We start from the raw sequence: 13,728 nt of genomic DNA, 5'->3' as shown, positions 1-13,728 counted from the left end.
CGAACCGCCCTTCCTCGGGTATCGAAGCCCCGCCAACTTTGTTAAGAGTCGCCCAAACTGTTAGGAGCCACGAGACCAGGATGACAGCACTGCGCGTTCTCTCGGATGCCTTCATTCCGGAACTCCCGAACCACTACAAAGGCAAGGTCCGCGAGAATTACGATCTGCCGGATGGCCGCCGCATCATCATCGCCACCGACCGGCTGAGCGCCTTCGATGTGATCCTGACCGCAATACCGCTCAAGGGAGAGCTGCTGACGCAGACGGCGCGCTACTGGTTCGAGGAAACGGCGGACATCTGCCAAAACCATGTGCTCGATTATCCCGACCCCAATGTCGTTGTCGGCACCAGGCTCGACATTCTGCCGGTGGAAATCGTCGTTCGCGACTATCTCGCCGGCACCACCAGCACTTCGGTGCTGACGAAATACAAGAACGGCGAACGCGATATGTACGGCATCCGCCTGCCGGACGGACTGCGCGACAATGAGAAGCTGCCGCAGGCCATCATCACGCCGACCAGCAAGGCGCTCGATGGCGGCCATGACGAGCCCTTGACGCGCGACGAGATCCTGACGCGCGGCCTGCTGTCGGAAGAGCAATGGGACACCGTCTCGCGCTATGCGCTGGCGCTGTTTGCGCGCGGCAAGGCGTTGGCCGCCAAGCGCGGCCTGACCCTGGTCGACACCAAATACGAGTTCGGCACGGACAAGGATGGCGCCATCGTCCTTGCCGATGAAATCCATACGCCCGATAGCAGCCGCTACTGGCTTGCGGCAAGCTATGAGGAGCGCTTCAAGGCAGGCGAGCGGCCGCAAAGCTTCGACAAGGACTTTATTCGCGCCTGGGTAACCGCGCGCTGCGATCCCTACAAGGACCGTATTCCGAAAATCCCCGCCGAACTCATCGAGCAGACGTCGCGTGTCTATACGCAGGCCTTTGAGACCATCACCGGCAAGACCTTCACCGCTGACAGATCGGGAAAGACGGTGCTGGACCGCATTCGCGAGAACCTGCGCCCTTATTTCTGACGGCGGCTGGCGGCCGCCAGTCAACTTGCCGAGGTCGCGGACACGGACGGTTCTGGCGGAGCGCGCCACGTGCCGAGATATGATCCGCACAGGATGAGCGCGAAGGCCGCGACAATGCCGATATCGAGCGGCTCCGAAAGGACGAGCACGCCGGCTGCCACGGAGACGGCGGGCGCCACATAAGTGATGACGACCGCCCGTTCGGGGCCGATCTCCCGCACCAGCAGGAAATAGGTGGCGAAGGCAATCGACGTGCAAAACACGCCAAGACCGAGGATTGCGCCAACCACCGTTGTCGACGGCATGGCCGCCGGCCAGGCCAACGCCGCCGGCACGGCGTAGATCAGCGCGGCCCCTGCCAGACAGACTGCCGTCAGCGAGGTTGCCGGCACATCGTTCAGCCAGCGCGACGCGATGATCGAACCCGAGGCATAGCAGGCTGCGGCCATGAGAATCTCGACGACCGCGAGAAATCCGCCACCCAAGGTCGGCAGCGCCAGCACGAAGACACCGGCAAAACCGAGGAAAAGGCCAGTCCAGCGGCGTATCCCCAGCCGCTCATCCGAGCCCATCAGCTTTGAGAGCGCGACGGTTACGGCCGGCGTCATGGCAATCAGCAGTCCGGCGGTGGAACTGTCGATGCTGACTTCGCCATGGGTGATCAGCCCCCATGGCAGGATCATCTCGACCAGACAGAATGCGGCGACCGCCCGCCAATGTGTCTTCAGCCATCCGAAACTGCGCTGGACAAGGACGAAGGGCAGCAGCGCCAGGGCGCCGACGGCTGTTCGGGCAAAGACCAGGAAGGGCACCGACACCTCGGCAACCGCCAGCTTGATCAACAAATAGGGAATGCCCCACAGGAGGCTGAGCAGCACGAACAAAAACAGTCCGCGGCGCGTCATGACGGCCTCACAGCCAGAAAGGTGGTCCACTCTTCGCGATCGCGGCCGACGTTGAATTCGTCTCCGACAAGGACCAGCCCGGCGTTTTCAAGGCGGGCCGCGAAGTCGTCCCTGCGCCAGTAGACCGTATGATATTCGCCGCTCTTCTCGCCATCGCCAATGCGCATCGAGACGAGGAAGGCGCCGCCCGGCCGCAGCGACCCGGCAATCTTGGCAAGCACCTGGTCGGCCTGCTCGCGCGGCACGTGGATCAGGACGCACAATGCGAGCACCGCGTCGTAGGGGCCGCCGAGATCGTCGGTGATGAGATCGAGAACCTCACCATGCTTGCCGCGTGCGGCCTGCAACTCGAGAAACCGCTTCGTTGCGTCTGTGCGCCGAACCTGGACACCGAGCCCTTCGACGAAGTCCGCATCGTATCCGGGTCCCGAACCGACTTCCAGAATCCGGCCACCTTTGCCGGCGATCTTCACCAGGCGCTTTAGCCATTTCTGTTCTCTTTGGTTCGGAACGTGCCGCACCAGAGCGTCGTAGCGTTCGGCATAGTACTCATAGGCGTTGATCGTTTCGCGGCTCTTCGCCAGATCCTCGGATGGCACAGTCATCTTTCCCTCCCCTGGTCAAAGAGCTTGCTTAGCCAATGGTGCCGGGAGGCACGCGTCCGTCAAGCATACCGATATCCCTGAGGAAATGATCCGACAGCGAGCGGCGGTCGAGCAGGCCGCGCTTGCGAGGCCTGAACGGCGCGGTGAAGAGGTCGAGCACCGGGCGGCGAAGCGTGTTGTAGAGAGCGATGGTGGTGGTCATTGCCGTATCCTCCAGGGTTTGATCCGATGAATGCAGCATGCCGTTTTCCGGGCTTGGTTTCCAATCGAACGTCGCGTAGTATGCATCAGCGGGATTGATGCGTCATGAGCTGGGAACTACCACCATTAGGAGCCATCAGGGTCTTTGAAGCCGCGGCCCGGCTGGGCAGTTTCACCAAGGCAGCCGAAGAACTCGGCATGACCCAATCAGCTGCCAGCTATCAGATAAAGGTGCTGGAAGAACGTGCCGGAACGCCGCTTTTTATAAGAAAAACAAGGCAGATCGCGCTGACCGAGGCCGGACAGCAGCTGGCGCCGCACGCAACAGGCGCGTTCTCGACCCTGGCCGACGCATGGGTCGCCACCAAGGGTGGAGCGACCGGGGTGCTGTCGGTGACGACCATGGAAACCTTCGCATCGAACTGGCTGGCCGTATGGCTTGGAACATTCCAGCTGATGCATCCCGATCTTGCCGTGAAGGTGAATACATCGCACGGGCTGGCCGATTTCACGCGCGGCGACATGGATGTCGGCATTCGCACCGGCAGTGGAAAATGGCCGGGCCTGACGGCTCACTATCTGTTCAAGGCGGACTATACGCCGATGCTCAGCCCGAGACTCGCCGAAAGCGTCGGCGGCATCCACCGCCCCGAGGATCTCTACCAAGTGCCGCTATGCTGTGCCGACGATCCCTGGTGGGAAATCTGGTTCAAGGCTGCCGGCGTGCCGTTGGAGCCCGATCGCGTCATCGCTGGCCCGAAGCTGGGTACGCAGGCCTATGATGCGATGGCGGCGCTGACCGACAAGGGCGCCGCGATCCTCACCAGAAACCTTTACAGCGCCCTGTTGGAAAAGGGCCAGTTGATACAGCCATTCGGCGTGCTTGGATCGGACGGCGACGGCTATTGGCTGGTGCATCTGGAGAGCCGCCGCAACGTGCCCAAAATCAAGGTGTTTCGCGACTGGGTGCTGGCGCAGACGGCAGAGATACGCGAACGCGAAAAGCGCGACAGCCCTCTAGGCACCGCGATAAAACTCGCCCCCGCCTCAACCCTCAGTCCTTGAAGGTCAACCCGTACTTTGCAACCTGCTCCTTCGGCATATCCGCAAGCGCCTGGCGCGTGGTGTAGCCGCCGTAGATCACCTTGCCGTTCTTGATCATCCAGTCCTCGACGTCGGCCTCGGTTACCGTCATCCTGTCGCCCATCTTGTACTTGTTGCCATTGACCGGCACGTCAGCAAGCAGGCCGATATAGGAGCCTTCGCTGTAGCCCACCAGCTGCAGCCAGATATGCTCGGTGGCGCCGTTCTGGGTCAGCGGGAATTTTACCGTGTAGGTGCCCGGCGTGCCGGCGTCCATCAGTTCGTGGAAGCGCTTGAGGGTCGAGCGGCCGCTGTCCTTGGCGGCCTGCATCGCCTTGTCCTCGGTGGAATAGGACACGACGTTCTGCTTCGACTCCGCCAGCGAAGCGCCACTTCCGCCCGGCATGTGGCCGAGCGAACTGAAAAACCCGTAGCCGACGGCGGCGGCAAGTGCGACAGCCACAACTGGATTGCGCAATGGATCCCTCCGAAAACCCGATCACGGGCACGTTACCGGAAGGCTGTTGCGATACCGCTAAAGGACAGAGTGAGCGGATCGTTAGCGAGACGCTGAAAATTCAACCCAAGGCGCAGCGGCAGGCGGCGCAGGCGCACCGACACCGGCCTGACGTTCAGTCGGCGTCGGCGACGGTCGTCTGCCCGCCTGCCCATGCCCGCCAGGCGCGCTCGTCGCCATGGAAGACGTTGAGGTCGATGCGGCCGGTCACGCCGTGCGACAGGCCGGAGCCGGAGTACTGCCAGAACAGCCATTTGCGGCCGGGATAGACTTTTGAGGGATGCCGCGCCACGGCGCGCAGCCAGAACGGATAATCGAGAAACGCACCCTTGAGATTGTCGCGATAGAAATCCGGTGCGGTGTAGATGATGGGCCGCTGGCCGTAATGGCGCTCCAGCTTGTCCATGAACACCTTCATCTTTTCCAGCACGGTGGCCCGCGACGGCCGCCGCTTGCAGGAAGATTCGCCGTTCCACTCGACATCGATTACCGGTGGCAGCGCGCCTTCGACCCTCGGCACATTGCGGATGAACCAGTCGGCCTGCTCGCCCGCGGTGCGGCACCAGTAGAAGAAATGATAGGCGCCGCGCTTCAGCCCGGCGGCGTCGGCATTGCGCCAGTTCTTCATGAACATCGGGTCGAGATGGTCGCCGCCATCGGTCGCCTTGATGTAGGCGAAGTTGGCGCCCTGGGCGCGCAGCTTGCCCCAGTTGACATTGCCCTGCCAGCGCGAGACGTCGACGCCGTGGACGGCAAGGTAGCGTGGCGAAGCCTTGCCGAAATTGATCGGCTTGGCGTCGCGAAAACCGTAGCGGGTGACCGGCGAGGCCAGCATGGCCGGCGCAGCGCGCGTCAACCGCTTCGGCGCAGACATCAGAGCGGCGGGCTCGAGCTGTGGTCTGGTGCTCCCCTGCGGCGTGCCCGCGACGATGGCCTCTTCTTCCTCGACCATGGAAAAGGGCGGCGCATTGTCGGCCACAGCGTTGTCGGCCACCATGTCGGACCGCATCGGCGCGAGGTCGGCGGTCTCCGCCGGAGCCGCTGTGACCGGCGCGCTCGGACGCACGACCGAACTGGTCGTCTCGTTCGACGGCTGCAAGCCATCGACGCCCGCTGTGGACGAACAGCCGGCAAGCCACAGCGATGCCAACATGAAACTGACGACGCCTGAAATCCGCATCTGGACCTGTACGCAAAACACAACAGACCGAAGGCAAACAGACGCCGCCGGACAAACCGGCCTCGATTACTAACGAGAAATTACCAACAAAGTTTGAATCAAGTTGTTAGGAATTGGCCGGACGAAGGATCATAGCCTTACCTTCCCAGCCATTGCTGCATGCAGCTTTTCGCCACCACATGCGCCGGTGGCACGGCGTCGGCGGCCGGGCGGCGGGCACGTTCGAGCAGCAGGCGAACCTGTTCGGGGCGCACGCGGTCACGCTCCATCACGAGGAGGACCATCGGATCGCTCAAAAGCTCGTCCAGGGTGCTGATTCTGTCGCTCATCGGTCGTCTCCTCGATACCGGCCCGCAGAGGACAGATAGGCAGGCAATCATGGCCCGCCAATGACGCTTTGCCGGCTATGTCGTGGTTTCGGGATTAATTTCCGGTAAGGCCGGCGTCAGTTCGGAGGCGGCGCGCCTTCATGGTGCGGCAGGCCGTCATCGAGTTGCAGCCAGGGCTGCTTCGAGGCGGTCCACATATGCATTTCCGGCTTGAACAGCGAGGGATCGTCGAGCGAGCCGGTGGTGATGCCGACGATGCCGGCGGAGTCGCGTCGGGAAAACAGCGTGGTGCCGCAAGCGGCGCAAAAGCCGCGCTTGAGGTCCGGAGAGGTGTTGACCGTCGCCACCTCTCCCTCGACGGTGACATCGTCGATGCGAAACAAAAGGCGGGCATTGAAAGCCGCGCCGATCACCTTCTGGCAGCGCCGGCAATGGCAGACGCGCTGGTTGAGCGGCGCCGCCTCGGTGCCGTAGCGCACTGCCCCGCAATGGCATCCGCCCTGGTATTTCGTCATCATTCGAACCCATCGCACTGAAGGTCTCTTGATGATATCGACAGGTACCTTCCGGTCAATTGAAAAGCCCTGATGGCGCCATCGATTGCGCCGATAGGACCAATGGCTGCGCCAAGGCTCCGTAGCTTCGCAGGCACAAAAAAGCCGACCGCCTCTTCGAGACGGCCGGCATGTATTTCAGGCAAGCTATTTCGTTTCGCTGAGGACTTCGTCCCAGGTCTTCACCTTGGTTTCGCCATTGAGGAAGGGCAGTGCCGCGGCCGTCAGCTCCGGTGCGAAGAAGACGTCGTAGTGGGTGCGATTGGGAATGATGGCCAGCCGGTTCTGCGACAGGTTCTCACGCATCCAGCCGGCATCCTTCAGCCCGCCGCCGAGCATCTGGTAGAACTTGATCTCGTGCTCGGGCTTGTACATGTCGCTGTCGCCATAGGCCAGCATGACTGGCATCTTCAGCTTCGCCACATCGGCGGAATAGTCGTAATCCTTGCGCATGAAATTGCCCAGCGCATCGAGCAGTTTAGGGAAATCGTCGGGACGTGGGGCGACGGCGACGTAGGATTTGTACATCGGCGTGTCCTTCATGAAATCGGCGGCGGCCGCGCTCACCTGCGCCTGCTGGCCGCGCATCTCGTCATAGAAGCCATTGGCGGCGAAGCCGGTCGAGACCAGGACCAGACGTCTCACCGTCTCGGGATGCTGGACGGCCATACGGAAGGCGACGCCGCCGCCCAGCGAATAGCCAAGCACGTCGACCTTGTCATAGCCGAGCGCCTTGACGATACCAGCCATGTCGTCGCCCATCCCCTCCAGGCTGAAGGGTCGCTCGCCGAGCGCGGTGCGGCCATGGCCCTGCAGGTCGACGGCAATGATGGTGCGGTTTTCCGCCAGCTTCGGCAGCAGCGGCGCGAACATGTCCGACGTGCCAAGGCCGCCATGCAGCAGAAGCAGCGGTTCGCCCTTGCCGTAGACGGCATAGTAGTAATTCAGGCCGTCGATCGGCAGCAGGCCGGACTTTTCCGGCTTCGGCATGGCTGTTGCTTCGGTGGTCATGGCGGGCTTGGTCTCCACTGCATTGGCTGGGCCGGGCGCTGCAAACAAGGCAGCGACCGAGGCAAGAATGGCGAAATAGATTGGTCTGGACATGTCGGTCTCCTCGGGTTCCGCCCCAAGGACGAGCGAGCACGCCGCATGCCGACATGCCCTGCGAAAAAATCCGCGGAAGAATGACCGGTTTGGCTGTTTTCGATCGGGTCGCGCGCCTCAGTGGCGCTTGGCCTGCACCAGATAGGCGTCGATCTCGGTCTCGCCGAGCCATTTGGCGGCTTCCAGCCGGTGCAGGCCCTCGACCAGGATGTGGCGCTTGCCGTCATTGCGAACCTGGATCGGCGTCTTCATGCCGTTTTCCAGTATGTCTTCGGCCAGGTGCCGGACCGTTTCGGGATGCAGCGTCTTCTTGCGCGCCGTCGGCACGTAGATGTCGTCGACCTTGACCTTCTGCACTCTCAGCATGCCGGCTCCCGAGGCGGAACATACCGCCTCGCCTGAGATAGTCGGTTTGCCGGGTGCGGCCAAGAGCGGCCAAGCAATTGTGTCGTATGCAATTGCTGGCCCGATCGTTTCCATTTGACGCTTGGCCGGCAGATGGCCGAAATGGCGGCCTGTCACTTTTCCGGTGTTCATGACCCATCTGCCAACCGAATTTCCCGATTTCGGACTGACGCCCGAGCAGCGCCGCGAGGCAGTGCGCGGCCATTACTATGAATGGCCGGGAATGGACGGCGAGCGGGGCGAGATCTGGTGCTATTCTGATCGATTTTCCTACCGCGCCGGCGAGACCGTGACGCTGCATGTCAGCTCGACGGCGCCGCGCTTCAGCATTGTCATTGTCCGCGACGGCGGCAGCGAGATAAAGGTCTTCGAGCAAACGGGGCTTTCGGCGCGCTGGCAGGATACGCCCGACCAGTGCTCGGTCGAAGGCTGCGGCTGGGAGGCGTCTTTCGAATTTCGCATCGGCGACGATTGGCCATCCGGCGCCTATCGGCTGACGCTGACGGCGGACGGGCGCGAGCCCATCCATTGCCATCACCTCATCATCGTCGCGCCCCTGCCCGGCAGAAAACCCGGTCGCGTGCTGCAGGTGGCGGCGACCGGCACCTGGCTGTCCTACAACACATGGGGCGGCTCCAACGCCTATCAGGGCATCACCGGCCCGGGCCGCGACCAGTATGCGCGCATGGTGTCGACGCAGCGGCCTTGGTGCCGTGGCTTCGTGGTGTTGCCCAAGGACGCGCCGCGCGTGCCGCTGGAGGTTGCCGTGCCGCCGAAAACAGTGCCGCGCTATCCGCACATGGAATGGGCGTACGCCACGGGACATTCGAAGAAATACACCTCCTCCGGCTGGGCGAGCTATGACAGCCACTTCTTCCGCTTTGCCGAGCGCGCCGGCTATGGCGTCGATCTCGCCAGCCAGCACGATTTGCACTTCTCGCCCGAAATCCTCGATGGTTATGACTGTGTGGTCTTCGTCGGCCATGACGAGTACTGGACCTGGGAGATGCGGGACGCCGTCGACAGCTACGTCGAGCGCGGCGGTCATGCGGCTCGCTTTGCCGGCAATTTCATGTGGCAGACAAGGCTCGAGGACGAAGGCCGCCGGCAGGTCTGCTACAAATACCGGGCGCGCGCCGAAGACCCGGCCTATGGCGGCGACGTCACCCGCGCCACCAATTCCTGGGAAGCGCCGGAGATCGGCCGTCCCGGCGCAATGACCTTCGGCCTCAACGCAACGCGCGGCGTCTATGCCGGCTGGGGCGGATGCGCACCGCGCGGCGTGCGCGGCTTTCCGGTCTATCGGCCCGAGCACTGGGCCTTTGCCGGCACCGGCATGTACTATGGCGACCTGCTCGGCGCCGACAGCCATGTCTATGGCTATGAGGTCGACGGGCTCGATTTCGAGATCCGCGGCGGCCTGCCCTATCCGACACCGGACAGCGGTGCGCCTGACGGGCTGCAGGTGCTGGCCGTCGGCGTGGCGAGCCAGGTCGAGGAAAGCGCCGACATCCCGATCGAGGACCAGTTTCTCACCGACGAGGATGGCCGCTTTACGGCCGAAACGCTGTTTGGCGAGGCGACCGACGCCAATCTGGAAAAGGTCAAACGCGGCAACGGCATGATCGTCAATTTTCCGCGCGGCAAGGGCGAGGTTTTCCACGCCGGAAGCTGCGAATGGGTCGCCGGCCTGCTCAGGCAGGATCCCATGGTCGAGCGCGTGACCAGGAATGTAATCGATCGCTACCTCGGAAAGTCCTGACATGCAGAAGCCCTCATCAACTGGTTCAGAAACGCGCGCGCCCTCGCACCTGTTCTACCTCTCCAGCCTGCGCCGGCCGCTGATCGACCGCGCCGAAGGCATTTATATGTGGACGCAGGACGGCCGCCGCTTCATCGACGGATCGAGCGGACCGATGGTCGCCAATATCGGCCATTCCAACCGCAACGTGCTCGACGCCATGAAGCGGCAGATGGACCGCGCCACCTTCGCCTACCGCCTGCATTTCGAGAACGAGCCGGCGGAAGAACTGGCGCGGGAGCTCGCCGGCAAACTGCCGGAGGGCATGGACCGAATCTTCTTCGTCTCCGGCGGTTCGGAGGCGACGGAATCCTGCATCAAGCTGGCGCGGCAATGGGCGGTCGCGACCGGCCAGCCGAAGCGCTGGAAGGTTATCACGCGTTTTCCCTCCTATCATGGCGGCACGCTGGGTTCGCTTTCGATAACCGGCGACGATGCGCTGGCCGAAACGTTCACACCGATGATGCGGGTGATGCCGACCGTGCCGGCGCCGACGGCATGGCGCGACCGCGACAATCTTTCGATGGAGCAGCGCGGCGTCCGCTATGCCGACATGCTGGAGGAGAAGATCCAGGCCGAGGGCCCGGACAGCGTGCTCGCCTTCATCATGGAGCCGATCGGCGGTGCGGCGACTTCGGCCCTCGTCGCACCGGACAGCTATTATCCGCGTATACGCGAGATCTGCGACCGCTACGGCATCCTGCTCATCCATGATGAAGTGATGAGCGGCGCCGGCCGCACCGGAAAATTCCTTGGCGGCGACCATTGGAACTGCAAGCCCGACATCGTCGCGCTGTCGAAGGGGCTTGGCTCCGGCTATGCGCCGCTCGGCGCGCTGGCCGCCCCGATGCGGCTGGTCGAGCCGCTGCTGGCGTCGGGCGGCTTCCAGCATGGCCACACCTATGCTGGCAATCCGCTCGCCTGCGCGGCCGGGCTCGCCGTGCTCGGCGAGATGGACCGCCTCGACCTGATCGCCAATGCCGCCGCGATGGGCGACGTGCTGATGGACGGGCTGAAAGGGCTGGCGAAGCGTTTTCCGTTCATCGCCGATGTCCGAGGCAAAGGCCTGCTCACCGGCGCCGAGATGGTTGCCGATCCCGAAACTCTACGGCCGATCGAACAGGGCAAGAAAGCCACGCAGCGCCTGCTCGACCTCGCCTACGAGCGCGGGCTGATCATCTACGGCCGCAGGGTCAAGGGCGGTGTCGACGGCGACAATTTCATGGTGGCGCCGCCGATGATCGTCACGGCTGAAGAGGTCGGCGAGATCATTTCCATCATCGGCGATTCGCTGGAAGTTCTGGCCGCCGAACTCGACCTGCCGGTCGAAGGCTGAGGGCTAAAGAATGGCGCCGAGGAAAGTCATCATCACCTGCGCGGTCACTGGCTCGGTGCACACCCCGTCCATGTCGCCCTATCTGCCGGTGACGCCGGACCAGATCGCGACCGACGCCATCGCGGCGGCCGAGGCTGGCGCCTCAATCCTGCATCTCCACGCCCGCGATCCCAAAGACGGCCGGCCGACCGCCGATCCTGAGGTGTTCATGCAGTTCCTGCCGCGCATCAAGCAAGCGACCGATGCGGTGATCAACATCACCACCGGCGGTTCGTCGCTGATGACGCTCGACCAGCGGCTGGCGGCACCACTGCGGGCCGAGCCGGAAATGTGCTCGCTCAACATGGGCTCGATGAATTTCGCGCTGTTCCCGATGCTCGACAAGCCAAGGGAGTGGCAGCACGAGTGGGAACCAAAGCTGCTCGAAGCCACGCGCGACACCATCTTCAAGAACACCTTTGCCGATATGGAAGGCGTGCTCGAAAGGCTCGGCAAGGGCTGCGGCACGCGCTTTGAGTTCGAATGCTACGATGTCGGCCATCTCTATTCGCTGGCGCATTTTCGCGACCGCGGGCTGGTGTCGGGGCCGCTGTTCATCCAGTTCGTGCTCGGCATTCTCGGCGGCATCGGCGCCGATCCCGACAATCTCATCCATATGAAGCGCATCGCCGACAAGCTGTTCGGCGACAGCTACCAGTTCTCGGTGCTCGCCGCCGGCCGCCATCAGATGCCCCTGATCTCGATCGCGGCGGCGATGGGCGGCAATGTCCGCGTCGGGCTGGAGGACAGTCTCTACGATGGACGGCAATTGGCGAAATCCAATGCCGATCAGGTGCGCAGGATACGCGCCATTCTCGACGGGTTGTCGCTGGAAGTCGCAACGCCGACCGAGGCGCGCGAGATGCTGGCGCTGAAGGGTGGCGATAGGGTGGCGTTTTGAGATGATTGATCTGCGATGATGGCGTTCTGGCACACCCCCCTCTGGCCTGCCGGCCATCTCCCCCTCAAGGGGGGAGATCGGATGTCACTGCGGCCTTCGCCAATCTCAATCGTTGCAAAATGGATGGCAGCGCCAAAGCTGCCAATCTCCCCCTTGAGGGTGAGATGTCCGGCAGGACAGCGGGGGGTGCCTGGGCGCCTTGCCTATCGTGAGTACAGTCACCCTCCGCCCCGGCACCATCGACGACGTCGACACCATCCATGCCGCGCTGCTCAAGCTCGGCACCCATATCGGCGCGCATCAGGAGATCACGTCCACTGCCGACGATCTCCGCCGCTACGGCTTTGGCGACAAACCCGCCTTCTCCACCCTGATCGCCGAGATCGGCGGCGATTTTGCGGGGCTCTGCCTGCATTTCCCGATCTTCTCGACATGGATGGGGCGGCCCGGCGTCTATATCCAGGACCTCTATGTCGAGGACCGGTTTCGCGGCCGCAAGATCGGCGAAAGACTGCTGCGCCGGGTCGCGCGCGACTGCCGCCGGGATGGCGGCGCCTATCTCAGGCTGTCCGTCGACACCGGCAATGACGGCGCCAAGGCTTTTTATGAGAGACTGGGCATCGCCTGGTCGAGCTACGAGCAGACGCAGAAGATTGTTGGCGATGCCTTTTTCGCCTTTGCCGATGCAGCGCAGGATGGGGACGCGGAATGAAAGCCTTCTTTGCCGAGGAGCAGAAACGCCACGACCCGAAGGCCTTTCTGTCCAGCGGTACGCCGCAGCCCAATCCCGAACAGCCGGAGCGGGTAGAGCGATTGTTCGCCGGCGCAAAATCCGCCGGATTGATGATCGAGCGGCCCAGGGAACATGGCCTAGGCCCGGTGGCGGCCGTGCATACGCCGGAGTATCTCGCCTTCCTCGAACACATTTTTGCGCGCTGGCAGCGCATCGAGAGCGCATCCGCGGAAGTCATCCCCAACATCCATCCACTGGCCCGCACAGGGTCCTATCCGGCCTCGGCGGTCGGCCAGGCCGGCTACCACATGGCCGACACCGCTTGCCCGATTTCGGCCGAGACCTGGCAGAGCGCGCTGTGGAGCGCCTGGAGCGCGGTCGAGGCGGCTGAAACCGTCATGGCTGGCGCGCCCGCCGCCTATGCGCTCTGCCGGCCACCCGGGCACCATGCCTTTGCCGATGTCGCCGGCGGCTTCTGCTTCATCAACAATTCAGCGGTCGCGGCCCAGGTGTTGCGCAAGCAGGCAGCGCGGGTGGTGATCCTCGATGTCGACCTGCATCACGGCAATGGCACGCAAGGCATCTTTTATACGCGTTCCGACGTCCTGACGGTGTCGCTGCACGCCGATCCGGTGCGCTTCTATCCGTTCTTCTGGGCCATGCCGATGAGCGCGGCGAAGGTCCGGGCCTCGGCTATAATTTCAACCTGCCATTGCCGCGCAAATCAGCCGACGCGGCGTTTCTGGAGGCCCTCGAAGTGGCGTTCCAGCGTATCCGCGCCTTTTCGCCGGACGCGCTGGTCGTGGCGCTCGGTCTCGATGCGTTCGAGGGCGATCCGTTCGGCGGGCTTTCGGTGACCACGCCCGGTTTCTCGCGGATCGGCGAGGCAATTGCCAAGCTCGGCCTGCCGACGGTTATCGTCCAGGAAGGCGGCTATCTTTGCGACGCGCTCGGCGACAATCTCACGGCGTTCCTCACCGGTTTCGGCGGCAAACAGCGATAGC

15 protein-coding genes and 1 pseudogene are annotated in these 13,728 nt (G+C 63.3%); 7 read left to right on the top strand and 9 right to left on the bottom strand.

What is annotated here, in order from left to right; translation table 11 throughout:
* Positions 1-89 precede the first annotated feature (89 nt).
* Entirely contained in the window at positions 90-1,031 is a 942-nt protein-coding gene (locus NLY44_RS06115) for a phosphoribosylaminoimidazolesuccinocarboxamide synthase (RefSeq protein ID WP_023806485.1), read from the top strand.
* A 20-nt stretch (positions 1,032-1,051) separates the two neighbouring features.
* Here the strand turns inward: NLY44_RS06115 and NLY44_RS06110 are convergent, their stop codons facing one another.
* From NLY44_RS06110 to NLY44_RS06100, 3 genes are read right to left on the bottom strand one after another with little or no spacing between them, the layout of a single operon-like run.
* The gene (locus tag NLY44_RS06110; protein WP_023806484.1) at positions 1,052-1,936 is read right to left on the bottom strand and encodes a DMT family transporter; all 885 of its coding nucleotides are present in this window, start codon (positions 1,934-1,936) and stop codon (positions 1,052-1,054) included.
* Positions 1,933-2,541, bottom strand: a complete 609-nt coding sequence (locus NLY44_RS06105; RefSeq protein ID WP_023806483.1) for a class I SAM-dependent DNA methyltransferase — start codon at positions 2,539-2,541, stop codon at positions 1,933-1,935. Before NLY44_RS06105 ends, NLY44_RS06110 begins: the two co-directional genes overlap by 4 nt.
* 28 nt (positions 2,542-2,569) lie before the next feature.
* Positions 2,570-2,782, bottom strand: a complete 213-nt coding sequence (locus NLY44_RS06100) for a hypothetical protein (protein WP_023697599.1) — start codon at positions 2,780-2,782, stop codon at positions 2,570-2,572.
* 65 nt (positions 2,783-2,847) lie between these two features.
* Here NLY44_RS06100 and NLY44_RS06095 point away from each other — a divergent pair, with 65 nt between their 5' ends.
* Positions 2,848-3,807 (top strand): LysR family transcriptional regulator, encoded by a 960-nt coding sequence (locus NLY44_RS06095; protein ID WP_023806482.1) that lies wholly within the window; start codon positions 2,848-2,850, stop codon positions 3,805-3,807.
* On the opposite strand, the gene NLY44_RS06090 is transcribed toward NLY44_RS06095, so the two are convergent.
* From NLY44_RS06090 to NLY44_RS06065, 6 genes are all read right to left on the bottom strand, one after another.
* Positions 3,797-4,303 (bottom strand): DUF2314 domain-containing protein, encoded by a 507-nt coding sequence (locus NLY44_RS06090; protein ID WP_023700830.1) that lies wholly within the window; start codon positions 4,301-4,303, stop codon positions 3,797-3,799. The two genes, NLY44_RS06095 and NLY44_RS06090, sit on opposite strands and share 11 nt — an antisense overlap.
* Positions 4,304-4,457: 154 nt before the next feature.
* The gene (locus tag NLY44_RS06085; protein ID WP_023684920.1) at positions 4,458-5,522 is read right to left on the bottom strand and encodes a glycoside hydrolase family 25 protein; all 1,065 of its coding nucleotides are present in this window, start codon (positions 5,520-5,522) and stop codon (positions 4,458-4,460) included.
* A gap of 137 nt (positions 5,523-5,659) precedes the next feature.
* Complete coding sequence (locus NLY44_RS06080) at positions 5,660-5,851, bottom strand: hypothetical protein (protein ID WP_023669058.1); 192 nt, start codon at positions 5,849-5,851, stop codon at positions 5,660-5,662.
* A gap of 116 nt (positions 5,852-5,967) precedes the next feature.
* On the bottom strand, positions 5,968-6,366 hold the full coding sequence (locus tag NLY44_RS06075; protein WP_023684918.1) for a GFA family protein: 399 nt from the start codon (positions 6,364-6,366) through the stop codon (positions 5,968-5,970).
* 186 nt (positions 6,367-6,552) lie between these two features.
* Complete coding sequence (locus NLY44_RS06070) at positions 6,553-7,509, bottom strand: alpha/beta fold hydrolase (protein WP_023690161.1); 957 nt, start codon at positions 7,507-7,509, stop codon at positions 6,553-6,555.
* A 117-nt stretch (positions 7,510-7,626) separates the two neighbouring features.
* Positions 7,627-7,875: a ParB N-terminal domain-containing protein gene (locus tag NLY44_RS06065; RefSeq protein WP_023694150.1), complete on the bottom strand. Its 249-nt coding sequence runs from the start codon at positions 7,873-7,875 to the stop codon at positions 7,627-7,629.
* Between the two features lie 169 nt (positions 7,876-8,044).
* Here NLY44_RS06065 and NLY44_RS06060 point away from each other — a divergent pair, with 169 nt between their 5' ends.
* The 5 genes and pseudogenes from NLY44_RS06060 (at position 8,045) to NLY44_RS06040 (ending at position 13,727) form a co-directional block, all read left to right on the top strand.
* Positions 8,045-9,676 (top strand): N,N-dimethylformamidase beta subunit family domain-containing protein, encoded by a 1,632-nt coding sequence (locus NLY44_RS06060; protein ID WP_023806481.1) that lies wholly within the window; start codon positions 8,045-8,047, stop codon positions 9,674-9,676.
* A 1-nt stretch (position 9,677) separates the two neighbouring features.
* On the top strand, positions 9,678-11,051 hold the full coding sequence (locus NLY44_RS06055; RefSeq protein ID WP_023690163.1) for an aminotransferase family protein: 1,374 nt from the start codon (positions 9,678-9,680) through the stop codon (positions 11,049-11,051).
* 10 nt (positions 11,052-11,061) lie between these two features.
* Positions 11,062-11,991: a 3,5-dioxohexanoate:acetyl-CoA acetone transferase gene (gene kce / locus NLY44_RS06050; protein WP_023697592.1), complete on the top strand. Its 930-nt coding sequence runs from the start codon at positions 11,062-11,064 to the stop codon at positions 11,989-11,991.
* Positions 11,992-12,199: 208 nt separating this feature from the next.
* Complete coding sequence (locus NLY44_RS06045; RefSeq protein WP_031251395.1) at positions 12,200-12,703, top strand: GNAT family N-acetyltransferase; 504 nt, start codon at positions 12,200-12,202, stop codon at positions 12,701-12,703.
* Positions 12,700-13,727 (top strand): annotated as a pseudogene (locus NLY44_RS06040) (histone deacetylase family protein). Before NLY44_RS06045 ends, NLY44_RS06040 begins: the two are co-directional and overlap by 4 nt.
* The last annotated feature ends 1 nt before the right edge of the window (position 13,728 follow it).

The sequence above is a fragment of the Mesorhizobium sp. C089B genome, assembly GCF_030323125.1.
Taxonomy (GTDB): Bacteria; Pseudomonadota; Alphaproteobacteria; order Rhizobiales; family Rhizobiaceae; genus Mesorhizobium.
This window is presented reverse-complemented; position numbering and strand designations above follow the sequence as displayed.

Bases quoted from the DNA above. Each gene is read 5' to 3' on its own strand.
- NLY44_RS06060 (WP_023806481.1), top strand. From the start codon at position 8,045: ATGACCCATCTGCCAACCGAATTTCCCGATTTCGGACTGACGCCCGAG.
- NLY44_RS06055 (WP_023690163.1), top strand. From the start codon at position 9,678: ATGCAGAAGCCCTCATCAACTGGTTCAGAAACGCGCGCGCCCTCGCAC.
- kce (WP_023697592.1), top strand. From the start codon at position 11,062: ATGGCGCCGAGGAAAGTCATCATCACCTGCGCGGTCACTGGCTCGGTG.
- NLY44_RS06095 (WP_023806482.1), top strand. From the start codon at position 2,848: ATGAGCTGGGAACTACCACCATTAGGAGCCATCAGGGTCTTTGAAGCC.
- NLY44_RS06070 (WP_023690161.1), bottom strand. From the start codon at position 7,509: ATGTCCAGACCAATCTATTTCGCCATTCTTGCCTCGGTCGCTGCCTTG.
- NLY44_RS06065 (WP_023694150.1), bottom strand. From the start codon at position 7,875: ATGCTGAGAGTGCAGAAGGTCAAGGTCGACGACATCTACGTGCCGACG.
- NLY44_RS06085 (WP_023684920.1), bottom strand. From the start codon at position 5,522: ATGCGGATTTCAGGCGTCGTCAGTTTCATGTTGGCATCGCTGTGGCTT.
- NLY44_RS06080 (WP_023669058.1), bottom strand. From the start codon at position 5,851: ATGAGCGACAGAATCAGCACCCTGGACGAGCTTTTGAGCGATCCGATG.
- NLY44_RS06105 (WP_023806483.1), bottom strand. From the start codon at position 2,541: ATGACTGTGCCATCCGAGGATCTGGCGAAGAGCCGCGAAACGATCAAC.
- NLY44_RS06110 (WP_023806484.1), bottom strand. From the start codon at position 1,936: ATGACGCGCCGCGGACTGTTTTTGTTCGTGCTGCTCAGCCTCCTGTGG.
- NLY44_RS06100 (WP_023697599.1), bottom strand. From the start codon at position 2,782: ATGCTGCATTCATCGGATCAAACCCTGGAGGATACGGCAATGACCACC.
- NLY44_RS06075 (WP_023684918.1), bottom strand. From the start codon at position 6,366: ATGACGAAATACCAGGGCGGATGCCATTGCGGGGCAGTGCGCTACGGC.